Origin of the sequence: Kribbella pittospori (assembly GCF_004331465.1) — a bacterium.
In the GTDB taxonomy this organism is placed as follows: domain Bacteria; phylum Actinomycetota; class Actinomycetes; order Propionibacteriales; family Kribbellaceae; genus Kribbella; species Kribbella pittospori.
In genome coordinates this window covers 1,025,842-1,040,375 of sequence record NZ_SJKB01000001.1, presented here as the reverse complement: position 1 = coordinate 1,040,375, position 14,534 = coordinate 1,025,842, and the positions used below count along the sequence as shown (strand labels likewise).

The window sequence follows — 14,534 nt, the reverse complement described above, 5'->3', positions numbered from 1 at the left end:
CGCACTCCCTACCCTTGCGGGCGTGGCAGACCGTCCCGACGTCCCCGACGCAGCCGTCGTCCTGGCCCTCAGCCGGGTCGAGTTCGGCATCGACTCCGTGCTCGACGCGCTCCGCACCCAGGACCCGTTCGGCATCCGCAGCCTCCTGGTCGAGTACTCCGCACAGGAGCAACCCAACCTGGCCGAGAAGGCCCTCATCCTGGCCATCGACCGGCTGCTGAAGATGAAGGTGCCCGGTCACACCGAGTGGCCGACGCTGCCGTTGGCCGAGCGCTGCGACTGGTGGGTGGAGCGCCTCGGCGGGTTCGCCGCGATCGTCGCCGGCCTCCCCCGGATCAGCGGCGCCGCCGCGGATCGGCTCCCGATCAAGGACACGCTCGGTGCGGCCGTCCAGGCCATGGTCATCGGTGCGGTCTGCCGCGAGTACGGCGTCGAAGCGCATGCCGACCGTACGGCGGTGATCGCACGCGTACTCACCGACCGGCCGGTCACGCCGGACGACGTCCTCGAGTACGACGACCCGACCTCGGCCGGCCAGGACGTCGCCAAACAGTTGGGGTTCGGGGACGAGTCCGAGGAAGCCGGTCTCCGCAAGGGCGTCCGTCTGGTGTGGCGGATCAGCAAGCTGTTCGGCGGGCTCGGCGACGTGTTCGAAGAGCGCCCCCGCGGCAGCCTCGGGGCCAGATTCGTCGGCAAGCTGCCGATGGTCGGCATGGTCGGTGGGTTCTTCGACGAGCGCAAGGCCATCCGCAAGGCGGCGTACCGGACTGCGGACCTGCTCACCACCAGCGCGTTCCGGGTCAAGCCGGTCTGAGCCCAAGACCAGGCGCACCGAGGACTGGGCACGCCGAGGACTGGGGGCGGGGACGTCGGCCTGGGATGATCTCGGCATGACTGGGATCGTCATCGTGCGTCCGGACGACAGCTGGCCCGCGCAGTACGAGAAGACCGCTCGGGTGGTGAGCGAACTGCTGGGCGAGACCGCACAGCGGATCGACCACATCGGATCGACGTCCGTACCGGGGCTGCCCGCCAAGGACATCATCGACATGCAGGTGACCGTCGGGACGGAGCCGGAGCTCGACGACGTGGTGGAGCGCATGGCCGCCGCGGACTGGGAGGTCCGCCCGCCGAAACGCGACCACCCGGTGCCTGGCCTCCCGACCGACGACCTGCAGTGGGTCAAGCGAATCCTGGTGGAGCCGATGTACCGGCGGCGCGTCAACCTGCACATCCGTGTCGCTGGTCGAGCCAACCAGCGCTATGCACTGCTGTTCCGGGACTACCTCCGCAACCACCCGGACACCGCTCGCGCCTATGGGGAGTTCAAGAAACGAGCGGCTGCGTTGCCGATCGAGTCGACGGCGGAGTACACCGATCTGAAGGACCCGGTCTGCGATCTCATCTACCTGCCTGCCGAGGAGTGGGCCGCCCGTACCGGCTGGACTCCCTGAACACAGGGTGAGGGCAGTACTACTCCGGGGTCGTTGACCCTGTTGCGGTAAAGCCACCACGCTTGATATTCGGGGGGTACGTGGCGTCCCTCCATAGGGGGCGTGGTTCGGGTGGGCGGAGTGGGTCGGCTGGCGGCGTTGCCGTGCGGCAAGGTGTCGAAGTGGATCGTTCTGGGACTGTGGATCGTGGCAATGGCCGCCGCATTCAGTCCGGCCGGCAAGCTGACGGGCGCTCAGGAGAACGACGCCGTCTCGTGGCTGCCGGGCAAGGCGGAGTCCACCGAGGTTCTGAAGGCGACGCAGCAGTTCTCGTCGCCGGACGAGATCCCGGCAGTGCTCGTGTACGAGCGATCGTCCGGAATCACCGCGGCCGATCGGCAAGCGGTCACACAGCACCTGGCGCAGTTCGGGCAACTCGAGAACGTCGACCGCGAGGTGGTCGGGCCGATTCCGTCCGAGGACGGCAAGGCGCTGCAGGTCCTCGTACCGATCAACGCTGGCGCCGGAGGCTGGGAGACGATCGGCGCACGCGCGGACGACATCAGACGCGTTGCCGCGGACCGGCCGGATGGTCTGTCGTTCCACCTCACCGGACCGGGCGGATTCGCCGCTGACTCGCAGGAGGCGTTCGCCGGCATCGACGGCAAACTCCTGTACTCCGCCGCGGCCGTGGTGATCATCATCCTGCTGCTGACTTATCGCAGTCCGGTGCTCTGGTTGCTGCCACTGGTGTCGGCAGGTACCGCGCTCTTCGCAGCGCAGGCTGTCGTCTACTACCTCGCCACCAAGGCGGACCTGACCGTCAACGCCCAGAGCGCAGGCATTCTGACCGTTCTGGTGTTCGGTGCTGGGACGGACTATGCCCTCTTGCTGGTCGCCCGCTATCGGGAAGAGCTCCGAAGGCACGAGGATCGGCACGAGGCCATGGCCTTCGCACTGCACCGCGCAGGCCCGGCGATCGTCGCTTCAGGCTCCACAGTGGTCGCAGGCATGCTCTGTCTGCTTTTCGCGTCGATGAACTCGACCCGTGGCCTTGGACCGGTTGCGGCAGTCGGCATCGTCGTCGCACTGATCGCCATGCTGACTCTGCTACCCGCTCTGCTCGTCATCTGTGGACGCTGGGTGTTCTGGCCGCTGCGTCCGACGTACGGCTCGGACGACCACACCGAGAACAGTGTCTGGGGTCGCATCGGCCGGCGGATCGCCGTACGTCCGCGGCTGACCTGGATCACGACGACCGTCGTCCTGGGGATCGCGGCCCTCGGCATCCTCCGCCTGGACCCGACCGGACTGTCCAACGAGGAGTCCTTCGTCGGTACGCCGGACTCGGTGGTCGGCGAGAGGATCCTGGCCACCCACTTCCCGGCCGGTGCGGGCAACCCGCTGGTCGTGGTCAGCAACGAGGCTCAGGCAGAAGAGGTCCGTACAGCGATGGCCTCGACCCAAGGCATCGCGTCGGTGGCGGAACCGCAGAAGGCCGATGGGTTGGCGTACCTCGAGGGCACCATGACGGACGCGGTGGACAGTCAGGCCGCGAAGGACACCGTGGATCGCGTCCGGGACGCCGTACACGCCGTACCGGGCGCCGACGCGCGCGCCGGCGGTGGTGCGGCGATTCTGCTCGATACCCAGCGAGCAGCCGATCAGGACAACAAGGTGATCATCCCGATCGTGCTCGTGGTGGTGTTCCTCATCCTGGCGCTGCTGCTGCGGGCGCTGCTCGCACCGGTGTTGCTGGTGGCAACGGTCGTGCTGTCGTTCGGCGCGGCGCTGGGGATCAGCGCACTGGTGTTCGACGCGCTCGGGTTCGAGGGGGCGGACACGTCGCTGCCGTTGTTCGTCTTCGTCTTCTTGGTTGCCTTGGGCATCGACTACAACATCTTCCTGATGACGCGCGTGCATGAGGAGTCGAAAGTGCACGGCACCCGGCGTGGCGCGCTCATCGGCGTCGCCGCGACCGGAGGGGTGATCACGTCGGCCGGACTGGTGCTGGCGGGGACGTTCGCGGTGCTGGCGACACTACCGGTGGTGGCGTTCGCCGAGATCGGCATCGCGGTCGCGCTCGGCGTCCTGCTCGACACCATCGTGGTCCGCTCGGTGCTGGTCACCGCGCTCAACCTGGACATCGGCCGGCACCTGTGGTGGCCGAGCAAACTGGCGCACAAGCGCGATCCGGAGCCTGCCGATGAGCTGCCTGAACCGGAGCCCGAGCTGACCAGCACCTGATCGTCAGCGTTCGCTGGGCGGCAACTGCAAGTGGGCCCAGACGGCACGCCAGACGGTCTTGGCGTGCTCGCCGTCGGCCAGCGCCTCGACCACCGTCCGGCCGCCGAGGTCGCGGACGACCTGCGTCTCGGCCCAGGTTCGTGCGTACGCGGGACCGAGATGCTGGTCCATCCGCGCCCAGAACTCTGTCAGTCTCATGCCTGCCCGTCGTCGTCCTTCGGTGGCTGTCCCCAACCACTCTGTGAGCCGTCCTGCGGTCCGGGCCGGCCCTGCTGAGGCGGCGGCGCCGGCCGCTGTCCTGGAGCGGGCTGTCCCGGACCAGGTTGCCCCGGACCAGGCTGTCCCTGACCAGGTTGCTGGCCCGGACCGGGCTGCTGCTGCCCCCAGCCGCCCTGGCCCTGCTGCGGCGGCTGCCCTTGCGGACCCCATGGCCCCTGCTGAGGCTGCCCAGGGTACTGCGGCGGCCCAGCCTGCCCGGGGTACGGCGCCTGACCCGGTTGCCCGCCGTACTGCCCTGGCTGTCCCGGCTGACCGCCGTACTGGCCGCCAGGCGGGTAGCCGCCCTGCCCGCCGTACCCAGGCTGTCCCGGGTACTGCCCCGGCTGGCCGCCGTACTGCGGACCCCACTGCCCCTGCTGCGGTTGTCCCGGATACTGCCCCGGGTACTGCGCGTATGCCTGTTGTCTCTTGCGACCACGCAGCACGAAGAACACCACCGCTGCAACGGCCAGCAACAGCAGCACAGCGATCACGATGATCAACCAGAGTGGGAAGGTGCTGCCCGCCTCAGACGTCAGCGACACCTTGCCGAGCTTGTCCAGGCTGTCGTACGTCGCCGTTCGGCCGCTGATCGACGCACCGTCGTCGTGCTCGAGGATCCTGCCCGGCATGGTGATCTTGAAGTTCACCGACGGCTGCGTGCCGGACGGGACCTGACCGAGATCGGAGTCCTTCACCGAGACGATGATCCGGTCGCCCACCTTGCGAAAGCCGACGCCCTCACCGGTCGACGTGCCCATCTTCTCGAACGGAACACTGTCGAACTGGCAGGTGGAACCGACGTACTGATCGTCCTCGAACGGCTTGCAGCTGACGCCCTCGGTGGTCAGCTCCTTGATGGCGTCCTCGACCCGGCTGCGGATCTTCTCCAGCGACTGGCCGCTGGACTCCACCAGTTGCTTGTCGACGCCCATCTCCATCGTGCCCGAGACCGTCTCGTTCGAGCTGACCTTGAGGTCGGCGTCGAGCTTCACGCATCCGGTCAGGGCGACCAGGCACGCCACGACGACAAGCGCTGCACGTACGCGGTTGATCATGCCCACGATCATTCCAGACGGTGCGGACATTGCTCTCGGTCCGTGGCGATCCGGGCGGGCGTGAAAACTGTCGGCGGGACCCGGCAAGATGGGCGACGTGACGAAAACCAGCGCGTTGAGCCGGTTCTCGCCCGCGACCCGGGCGTGGTTCGGCGATGTCTTCGAGGCGGCCACCCCGGCCCAGCTCGAGGCATGGGACGCCATCACCGCGGGCCGGGATGCGCTGGTGGTCGCCCCGACGGGTTCAGGCAAGACCTTGGCCGCCTTCCTGTGGGCTCTGGACCGCCTGGCCACGACTCCCCCGCCGGATGACCCCAAACTGCGCTGCCGGGTGCTCTACGTGTCGCCGCTGAAGGCCCTCGCGGTCGACGTCGAGCGGAACCTGCGCGCCCCGCTGATCGGGATCCGGGAGACGGCACGACGGCTCGGTGAGGCACCGCTCGAGATCGAGGTCGCGGTGCGGTCCGGAGACACACCGGCCGGTGAGCGACGCCGTTTCGCCACCCGGCCGTCCGACGTACTGATCACCACGCCGGAATCGCTCTTCCTGCTGCTGACGTCGCAAGGGCGCGAGTCGCTGCGCGGCGTGGAGACGGTGATCATCGACGAGGTGCACGCGGTCGCCGGGACGAAGCGCGGCGCACATCTGGCGCTCACACTGGAGCGGCTGGACTCACTGCTGCCCCAACCTGCGCAGCGCATCGGCTTGTCGGCGACTGTGCGCCCAGTCGATGAGGTGGCGCGCTTCCTCGGCGGGGAGCGGCCGGTGACCGTCGTCCAGCCGAAGTTCGCCAAGCAGTGGGACCTGAGTGTGGTCGTGCCGGTGGAGGACATGGCCGAGCTGGCGAGCACCGAGCTGGAGACGTCCGGATCGGCCGCCGGTCCGCCGCAACACGCATCCATCTGGCCACATGTCGAGGAGCAGGTCTACGACCTGATCGATCAGCACAACTCCACGATCGTCTTCGCCAACTCACGGCGCCTGGCTGAGCGACTCACCGCGAGGCTGAACGAGATCGCCGCCGAGCGAGCCGAGCTGGAGCTTGCCGAAGCCGGTTCGCCGGCGCAGGTGATGGCCCAGTCCGGTGCCTCGCTCGCCGCTCCGCCGCTGGTCGCGCGGGCGCACCACGGTTCGGTCAGCAAGGAGCAGCGGCAGCTGATCGAGGCTGACCTGAAGTCGGGGCGGCTGCCGTGTGTGGTCGCGACGAGCAGTCTCGAGCTCGGCATCGACATGGGCGCGGTCGATCTGGTGGTCCAGGTCGAGGCGCCGCCGTCGGTGGCCAGTGGGTTGCAGCGGGTCGGCCGTGCCGGTCACCAGGTGGGGGCGGTGTCGCGCGGAGTGCTGTTCCCCAAGTTCCGCGGCGACCTGATCGACACGGCCGTCGTCGTGCAGCGGATGCGGGACGGGCTGATCGAGAGCCTGCACATCCCGGCCAATCCGCTCGACGTGCTGGCGCAGCAGATCGTCTCGATCGTCGCGCTGGACACGATCGACGCCGACGAGCTCTTTGCTCTGGTACGACGCTGCGCCCCGTTCGCAACGCTGCCACGATCGGCGTACGACGGGGTCCTCGACATGTTGTCGGGCCGGTACCCGTCGGACGAGTTCGCCGAGCTGCGGCCGCGGATCGTGTTCGACCGGGTCAGTGGGGAGATCTCCGGCCGGCCGGGTGCGCAGCGGCTGGCGGTGACCAGCGGTGGGACGATTCCCGATCGCGGGTTGTTCGGTGTCTTCCTGGTCGGCGAGTCGACCAACCATCGCGTCGGCGAGCTGGACGAGGAGATGGTGTACGAGTCGCGGGTGGGCGACGTGTTCACCCTCGGAGCTTCTAGCTGGCGGATCGAGGACATCACGCATGACCGCGTGCTGGTCTCCCCCGCGCCCGGACAGCCAGGGCGGTTGCCGTTCTGGAAGGGTGACGCGGTCGGCCGTCCGGCCGAGTTGGGTGAGGCGACCGGTGCGTTCATTCGGAAGATGGCCTCCCTCCCGGCGGGCAAGGCGGTCGAGCGGGCGCGGGCTGCCGGCCTGGACGAGTACGCAGCGAACAACCTGGTGTCGTACCTCGCCGAGCAGCGAGACGCGACGAGCCGGGTGCCTGATGACGTGACCGTGGTCGTCGAGCGGTTCCGCGACGAGCTCGGCGACTGGCGAGTCTGCGTGCATTCGCCGTACGGCGGTCAGGTGCACGGGCCGTGGGCGCTGGCGATCGCGGCGAGACTGCGTGAGCGCTACGGGATGGATGCCCAGTCGGTGTCGGGAGACGACGGGATCGTCCTGCGGCTGCCAGAGACGGACGAGGCGCCGCCGGGTGCGGAGCTCGTGCTGTTCGACCCGGCGGAGATCGAGGATCTGGTCACCGGAGAAGTCGGCGGATCGGCGCTGTTCTCTGCGCGGTTCCGGGAGTGCGCTGCGCGGGCATTGCTGCTGCCCCGGCGGAATCCTGGGCGACGTTCGCCCCTGTGGCAGCAGCGGCAGCGGTCCGCGCAGCTGCTGAGTGTGGCGAGCAAGTACGGCTCGTTCCCGATCGTGCTGGAGACGTTGCGCGAGGTGCTGCAGGACGTCTACGACCTGCCGGCGCTGAAGGAGTTGCTGACCGGGATCAGCGAGCGGCGGATCTCGGTGGTCGAGGTGGAGACGTCCGAGGCCTCGCCGTTCGCGAAGTCGTTGCTGTTCGGCTACGTGGGCGCCTTCATGTACGAGGGTGACACGCCGCTCGCGGAGAAGCGTGCGGCCGCGCTCGCGCTGGATCAGAGCCTGCTGGCGGAGCTCCTCGGGCGGACCGAGCTGCGTGAGTTGCTCGACGCCGAGGTGGTTCTGCGGACCGAGGCCGAGCTGCAGCGGCTCGCCGAGGATCGCCGTGCGCGCGATGGCGAAGGGCTGTTCGACGTACTGCGGATGGTCGGCCCACTGTCGTTGTCCGAGGCATCGCAGCGGTGCGTGGACGGTGCTGATGCGGAGTCCTGGCTGACTGAGCTGGCGGCCGCTCGCCGGGTGGTGCGGGTTCGGATCGCCGGCGAGCACCGGTGGGCCGTGGTCGAGGACGTCGCACGTTTGCGCGACGCGCTCGGCGTACCGCTGCCACCGGGGGTTGCGGAGGCGCATGCAGAGCCGGTCGCCGATCCGCTCGGGGATCTGGTGTCGCGGTACGCGCGGACGCACGGGCCTTTCCGGGCCATCGATCTTGCGACCCACTTGGGCATCGGCGTCGCCGTCGTCACCGATGCGTTGCGTCGGCTGGGCGCGGCCGGGCGCGTCGTCGAGGGCGAGTTCCTGCCTGGTGGCATCGCGCTGGAGTGGTGCGACAGCGAGGTGCTGCGGCTGCTCCGGCGCAGGTCGCTGGCGGCGTTGCGCAAGGAGGTCGAGCCGGTCGATCCGTCCGCGCTCGCGCGCTTCCTGCCTGCGTGGCAGGGCATCACCAGTAGCCGTGGGCGTGGGTACGACGTACTCCTCGGAGCGGTCGAGCAGCTGGCGGGATGTGCTGTGCCGGCGTCGGCGCTCGAGTCGATCGTGCTGCCGTCGCGGGTGCCGGGATATCAGCCGTCGATGCTGGATGAGCTGACGGCGACCGGTGAGGTCGTGTGGGCGGGTTCGGGTTCGCTGCCGGGGACCGACGGGTGGGTGTCCTTGCATCTCGCGGACAACTGCGATCTGACGCTGCCCGATCCGGATCCGTCGTTCGAGCCGGGTGAGACGCATCAGGCGGTGCTTGACGCGTTGTCGGGTGGCGGTGCGTTCTTCTTTCGTCAGCTGAGCGATGTCGTCGGCGCAGCGTCGGGTGTGGTGGACGATCAAACGCTGGTCGGCGTGTTGTGGGATCTCGTCTGGGCCGGACATCTGACCAACGACACACTCGCGCCGGTGCGATCGCTGGTTGGTGGAGGTCGCGGCAGTCATCGGACCCGTCGTACGACGCCTCGTGCTCGGCCGGGTCGTCCGATCCGGCCTGGCCGTCCAGCCATGCCGGCCCGCAGTGGACCTCCGACCGCTGGTGGGCGCTGGTCGCTACTGCCGGAGCGGAGTGAGGACGCGACCCGGCGAGCCCATGCTGCCGCAGAGACGCTGCTCGATCGGTACGGGATCGTCACGCGGGGATCGGTGATCACCGAGCGGACGCCGGGTGGGTTCGCTGCTGTCTACAAGGTGCTGAGCGCGTTCGAGGAGTCCGGGCGGTGCCGTCGTGGGTACTTCGTGGCCGGCCTCGGCGCGGCGCAGTTCGCGCTGCCCGGTGCGGTCGACAGGCTGCGGGCGATGGCCGAGCTGCCTGGCACGGTGGGGAGCGCCGACATCCGTCCTGTCCGAGTTGGTGCGGGGCGCAATCGTCGAGACGAGGAGTTGTCGGCGCGGGCCGTCGTACTGGCGGCTTCCGACCCGGCGAATCCCTACGGCGCGGCACTGCCGTGGCCGGAGCGCGAGAGTGCGAGCGGTCATCGACCTGGGCGGAAGGCCGGAGCGTTGGTCGTGATGGTGGACGGACAGCTGATCGTGTACGTCGAGCGTGGTGGGCGGACGGTGCTGAGTTTCGCTGAAGACCCCGATCTGCTGCAGCCGGCCGTCGACGCGCTCGCGCTGTCGATCCGCGACGGCCAACTCGGGAAGCTGAGTGTGGAGACGGCCGACGGCGAGCAGGTCCGGCATACCGCATTCGGTGATGCCCTGGCGAAGGCAGGCTTCCATGCGACGCCGCGGGGCCTGCGGCTACGGGCCTGAGCCATGCCTGAGGGAGACACCGTCTGGCGGGCGTGCAAAAGGCTGCATCAGGCACTCAGCGGCCAGGAGCTGACGGCGACGGACTTCCGCGTGCCCACGCTGGCGACAACCGATCTGAGCGGCCGGACCATGCTCGAGGTCATTGCGCGCGGCAAGCACCTGCTGATGCGCGTGTCCGGCGGGATTACGGTGCACAGCCACTTACGGATGGACGGGAGCTGGCATCTGTATCGGCCTGGCGAGCGTTGGCACGGCGGGCCGGACCACCAGATTCGAGCAGTGCTGGAGACCGCCGCATGGAAGGCCGTCGGCTACCGTCTGCCGGTGCTCGAGTTGGTGGCGACGGACGCCGAAGACACCGTAGTCGGCCACCTTGGACCGGATCTGCTGTCTCCGTCGTTCGACCGCGACCAGGCGATCGCGAACCTGGAGGCCGATCCCGCACGAACCATCAGCGAGGCACTCCTGGACCAGCGGAACCTGGCCGGGATCGGGAACTTCTACCGCTCCGAGGTTTGCTTCCTGCTCGGTCTCGACCCTTGGCGACCAGTCTCGGACGTCGACATCCCCGCTGCCGTCGACCTCAGCCGACGGCTGATGAAAGCCAACCTGCGCAACGGCACCCAGGTGAGTACCGGCATCGACCGGCCCGGCCGGCGGTCTTGGGTGCACGAGCGCGCCGGCAAACAGTGCAGGCGCTGCGGCACGAAGATTCGGACGGCGTCGATCGGCGAACCGACCCGCGAGCGGGTCAGCTACTGGTGCCCGGTATGCCAGCCCGGCGCGCCGGAAGGTGAGCCCGCGAACTGACCTGTGGACAACCCCGGCGACGGGCCGGAACACGGATATCTTCTCCAGCGTATCGAACATCTGTTCGAACGAGAGGAGAAGGTGATGTGCGACCGGTGCGGTGGTTTGACCGACGAGCAGTACTCGCGGCAACTGGTCCAGAACATCCAGACCTACGGCTGGACGATGCAGTACGTCGACGGCGACGGCGACCGCAATCCCGGGTTCGGCTACTCGCTCGGGCTCAGCCTGCACGATCATCCGGAGATCATCGTGTTCGACAGCGATCCACGCTGGGCCTATCTGGGTGTGAAGCCGCTCGCCTGGGCGGTGATGGGTGGGGCGGTGTTCGACGAGGGTGACGACCTGTCGGAGTACTTCCCGCCGCCGGAGCAGGCCGAGTTGCTGCGGTTTCCCGACTCGGCGACGCATCTGTTCACCGCGAACAGCATGTTCAGGGAGCCCGGCGCCGGCCCGATACCGGCTTTGCAGCTGATCTGGCCGACCAGGACCGGCCTGATCCAGCCGGTCGCTCCCGGACGGAGCGTGTGATGAGGTGCCTGAGCGTGGTGTCAGGCGGCGGAGGCAACGACCTCGGGCTCGATGGCCGGATGCGTCAGGACCAGGGCCTCTTCGCGGGCCAAGTCCTCGCTGACCTCGGCGAACACCGTCGACAGCGGGACCTCGAGAGCCATGCAGATCGCCGCGAGCAACTCGCTGGAGGCTTCCTTCTGGCCGCGCTCCACCTCGGACAGGTAGCCGAGGCTGACGCGAGCATCGGCGGATACCTCGCGGAGAGTGCGCCCCTGGCGCAGCCGCTTACGCCGCAGTACGTCGCCCAGCAGGCCACGAACCAGCACCATGAGCTTTCTCCCTTCCGCCTGTCCGGTCGTCTCTACCCGCACGGTAGCTCGACCGTAGGAACCAACGGTACCCGTTGCTGGGTCACTACTCCTCGCAATGTCCACCTTCGGTGCGCCGTGCCAGTCTGCCTTACCTCTCCCCATGCTGGTCTCAACACACCGATCAGTCGAGATCTTCCGGCACAAGATCGATCGCGAGTTCCAAAACTGCCTGGACGCTCCGCCTGCGGACAGTTGCGCGGTCACCGCTCAACGCAAGCTTCCGCACCTGCACAGTGCCCGGTCCGGCCACCGCGACGTACACAGTCCCGGCCTCGATGCCTCCCTGCGGGTCGGGCCCGGCCACACCGGTCGTCGCCAGCCCGTAGGTGGCGTCCAGACGCTCTCGTACGCCCTTGGCCAGGGCTTCGGCCGTGTCCGGGTGAACTGGCCCCACAGCCGCCAGCAGGTCCTCAGGCACGCCTGCCAGCTGGGCCTTCAGCTCGGTTGCGTAGACGACCAGACCGCCCCGGTAGACGGCCGACACGCCGGGCACGTCGGTCAGCACTGCGCCGACCAGTCCGCCCGTCAACGATTCAGCAGTGGCCAGGGTCTCGCCGCGGTCCTTCAGCCGCGCGACCAGCCGCCGTACTGCCTCTCCCAGCTCGTCGTCCGCTCCCCCACCAACTACGACGCCGTCCGCCACTGCACCCTCCATCCGCTCGGCACCAGTCACCTATCCAGCCATCGCGCACCCGACACACCGCTCCGGCCGACGACCGCAGGAAGTCATGGGAGGGGGCGTTTTGCCGCGGCTCGCAAGCGGAGGGCTCGGCCTACGTAGTCGATGCCGGTGACGATCGTCACGATGACGGCCGCGGCCATCACGACTACGGCGGTCCAGTGGAGGACCGCCACCGATTGCCACGGAAGGAGGTAGAGGCCGAGAGCGATCGCCTGGAGGACGGTCTTCAGCTTGCCGCCGCGGCTGGCGGGCATCACACCGTGCCGGATCACCCAGAAGCGGAGGGCCGTGACGCCCCACTCGCGGACCATGACGACCACGGTCACCCACCACGGGAGCTCGCCGAGGATGGACAGGCCGATGAACGCCGCTCCGGTGAGCGCCTTGTCCGCGATCGGGTCGGCGATCTTGCCGAAGTTCGTGACCAGGTTCCACCGGCGGGCGATGTCGCCGTCGAAGCGGTCGGTGACGATCGCCACCACGAACGCGGCGGTGGCGAGCAACCGGTTGCCGTCTTCGGTGCCGCCGTCGCGAAGCAGCAGCCAGACGAACAGCGGGACCAGGACGAGCCGCAACACCGTGAGCGCGTTCGGCACGTTCCACGCGCTGGGCGCGTGAAGGTGGCCGGCTGCGCGCGGCGCCGGGTTCGGCGGGTTGGTCACGCGGTCAGGTTAGCTGCCGGACGGCTGTCCTGGGGGCTCACGAGTGCCGCAAACTCTGCGATCAGGTCCACACCGTCCGTCCCGACCACCTTCGCCGAGACCATGTCACCGACGTTGACCCCGTCCGGAAGGCCGATCACCGTCGTCGAACCGTCCACCTCGGGGCCCTGATGAGCCGCCCGTCCCTCACCCGACCGTCCGTCGGCCAGGCCGGTTTCGGCGTCGACGCCGGCTTCGGTGCCGGTGGCCGCGTCGGCTTCGGTGCCGGTGGCTGCGTCGGCTTCGGCGCCGGTGGACTGGTCGGTGGTCGGGTCGACGGACTCGAGGAGGATTTCGAGGAGTTCGCCGACGCGGGACTCGGCGCGGGCGGAGGTGAGGTCCTCGGCGAGGCGGGTGACGCGGTCGAGGCGGGCGGCGATGGTGTCCTCGTCGAGCTTGCCGTCGTACGTCTCGGCCTCGGTGCCGTCCTCGTCGGAGTAGCCGAAGACGCCGATCGCGTCGAGGCCGGCGCGGGAGAGGAAGTCGCACAGGATGTCGACGTCCTCCTCCGTCTCGCCCGGGAAGCCGACGATCACGTTGCTGCGGATCCCGGCCGTCGGCGCCGTGGCGCGGACCTGGGCGATCAGGTCCAGGAAGCGTTCGGCATCACCGAAGCGGCGCATGCGGCGAAGCAGCGGGCCGGAGGCGTGCTGGAAGGAGAGGTCGAAGTACGGGACGACGCCCGGCGTCGACGTCATTGCGGTGATGAGGGTCGGGCGCATCTCCGCGGGCTGCAGGTAGGAGACACGGACGCGGGCGATCCCCGGGACCTCCGCGACCTCGCTGACCAGGGTCTCGAGCAGGCGCAGGTCGCCGAGGTCCTTGCCGTACGAGGTGGAGTTCTCGGAGACCAGGAACAGTTCGCGGACGCCGTTCTCCGCGAGCCACTGGGCCTCGCCGAGGACCTCGGTCGGACGGCGGGAGACGAAAGCGCCGCGGAACATCGGGATCGCGCAGAACGCACAGCGCCGGTCGCACCCGGACGCCAGCTTCAGCGGAGCCATCGGTCCACCGTCCAGCCGGCGACGCACGACCCGAGGCCCGCTCGCCGGCGCCGACGTGAGATCCGGCGCGTCGATCGTCAACTCCTCGGGAGCAGTCGTGACGAAGCGTCCCTTGAGTGGTTGGGATCCGTCGTCAGATTCCACCGAGTCGATGGACCGCACGGGCTTGAGTTCGGCAGGGATGTGGTCGCCGTGGCCGGGGATGGCTACGCCGGTGGTGGCGGCTCGGGCGGACGGGGCCAGCGGGAGGAGTTTGCGGCGATCGCGCGGGACGTGGGGCTGGTGCTTAGTGCCGGACAGGATGGAGCGGAGGCGATCAGAGATGTCCGCGTAGTCGTCGAAGCTGAGGACCGCGTCGGTCTCAGGGAGTGCGTCGGCGAGTTGTTCGCCGTACCGCTCGGCGAGGCAGCCGACTGCGACGACTGCCTGGGTGCGGCCGGAGTCCTTGTAGTCGGCGGCAGCCAGGAGGGTGTCGACCGAGTCCTTCTTGGCGGCCTCGACGAAGCCACAGGTGTTCACCACCACAGTGTCCGCGTCGGCGGCGTCCTCGACGAGCTGGAAGCCACCGGCTTCGAGACGGCCGGCGAGTTCCTCGGAGTCGACATCGTTGCGGGCACAGCCCAGCGTGACCAGGGCGACGGTGGTGGGTGGCGTAGTCATCCCCACGAGTATGACTCGCCGCGCAGTCCCCCACCTAACCAGCCATCACCTTCCATACCGCCTGCACACCCCACCGCACGCGCCAGTCC

12 protein-coding genes are annotated in these 14,534 nt (G+C 68.8%); 6 read left to right on the top strand and 6 right to left on the bottom strand.

The window, feature by feature from the left end:
* Window positions 1-22 precede the first annotated feature (22 nt).
* The 3 genes from E0H73_RS04725 to E0H73_RS04715 all read left to right on the top strand — a co-directional run bounded on the left by E0H73_RS04725 (window position 23) and on the right by E0H73_RS04715 (window position 3,680).
* A complete protein-coding gene (locus E0H73_RS04725) occupies window positions 23-814 on the top strand; it encodes a hypothetical protein (protein ID WP_131351720.1) in 792 nt (263 codons plus the stop codon).
* A gap of 76 nt (window positions 815-890) precedes the next feature.
* Entirely contained in the window at window positions 891-1,454 is a 564-nt protein-coding gene (locus E0H73_RS04720) for a GrpB family protein (protein WP_131351717.1), read from the top strand.
* A 111-nt stretch (window positions 1,455-1,565) separates the two neighbouring features.
* Window positions 1,566-3,680 (top strand): MMPL family transporter, encoded by a 2,115-nt coding sequence (locus E0H73_RS04715; RefSeq protein ID WP_131351715.1) that lies wholly within the window; start codon window positions 1,566-1,568, stop codon window positions 3,678-3,680.
* A gap of 3 nt (window positions 3,681-3,683) precedes the next feature.
* Here the strand turns inward: E0H73_RS04715 and E0H73_RS04710 are convergent, their stop codons facing one another.
* Together E0H73_RS04710 and E0H73_RS04705 are read right to left on the bottom strand one after the other, a co-directional pair.
* Window positions 3,684-3,878 carry a DUF3046 domain-containing protein gene (locus E0H73_RS04710; protein ID WP_131351713.1) on the bottom strand — a complete coding sequence of 65 codons (195 nt, stop codon included), beginning with the start codon at window positions 3,876-3,878 and terminating at the stop codon, window positions 3,684-3,686.
* Window positions 3,875-4,996 carry an LppM family (lipo)protein gene (locus E0H73_RS04705; protein ID WP_131351710.1) on the bottom strand — a complete coding sequence of 374 codons (1,122 nt, stop codon included), beginning with the start codon at window positions 4,994-4,996 and terminating at the stop codon, window positions 3,875-3,877. Before E0H73_RS04705 ends, E0H73_RS04710 begins: the two co-directional genes overlap by 4 nt.
* 88 nt (window positions 4,997-5,084) lie before the next feature.
* On the opposite strand from E0H73_RS04705, the gene E0H73_RS04700 reads away from it, so the two are divergent.
* From E0H73_RS04700 to E0H73_RS04690, 3 genes are all read left to right on the top strand, one after another.
* On the top strand, window positions 5,085-9,704 hold the full coding sequence (locus E0H73_RS04700; RefSeq protein ID WP_131351707.1) for an ATP-dependent helicase: 4,620 nt from the start codon (window positions 5,085-5,087) through the stop codon (window positions 9,702-9,704).
* A gap of 3 nt (window positions 9,705-9,707) precedes the next feature.
* Complete coding sequence (locus E0H73_RS04695; protein WP_131351704.1) at window positions 9,708-10,514, top strand: Fpg/Nei family DNA glycosylase; 807 nt, start codon at window positions 9,708-9,710, stop codon at window positions 10,512-10,514.
* 84 nt (window positions 10,515-10,598) lie between these two features.
* Window positions 10,599-11,045: a DUF4262 domain-containing protein gene (locus E0H73_RS04690; protein WP_131351701.1), complete on the top strand. Its 447-nt coding sequence runs from the start codon at window positions 10,599-10,601 to the stop codon at window positions 11,043-11,045.
* Between the two features lie 20 nt (window positions 11,046-11,065).
* On the opposite strand, the gene E0H73_RS04685 is transcribed toward E0H73_RS04690, so the two are convergent.
* The 4 genes from E0H73_RS04685 to E0H73_RS04670 all read right to left on the bottom strand — a co-directional run bounded on the left by E0H73_RS04685 (window position 11,066) and on the right by E0H73_RS04670 (window position 14,445).
* On the bottom strand, window positions 11,066-11,356 hold the full coding sequence (locus E0H73_RS04685; protein WP_131351698.1) for a helix-turn-helix domain-containing protein: 291 nt from the start codon (window positions 11,354-11,356) through the stop codon (window positions 11,066-11,068).
* A gap of 163 nt (window positions 11,357-11,519) precedes the next feature.
* On the bottom strand, window positions 11,520-12,053 hold the full coding sequence (locus E0H73_RS04680; RefSeq protein WP_131351695.1) for a CinA family protein: 534 nt from the start codon (window positions 12,051-12,053) through the stop codon (window positions 11,520-11,522).
* 71 nt (window positions 12,054-12,124) lie between these two features.
* The gene (pgsA, locus tag E0H73_RS04675) at window positions 12,125-12,742 is read right to left on the bottom strand and encodes a CDP-diacylglycerol--glycerol-3-phosphate 3-phosphatidyltransferase (protein ID WP_131351692.1); all 618 of its coding nucleotides are present in this window, start codon (window positions 12,740-12,742) and stop codon (window positions 12,125-12,127) included.
* Window positions 12,739-14,445 (bottom strand): MiaB/RimO family radical SAM methylthiotransferase, encoded by a 1,707-nt coding sequence (locus E0H73_RS04670; RefSeq protein ID WP_131351689.1) that lies wholly within the window; start codon window positions 14,443-14,445, stop codon window positions 12,739-12,741. The genes pgsA and E0H73_RS04670 overlap by 4 nt, the downstream gene beginning before the upstream one ends.
* Between the last annotated feature and the right edge of the window lie 89 nt (window positions 14,446-14,534).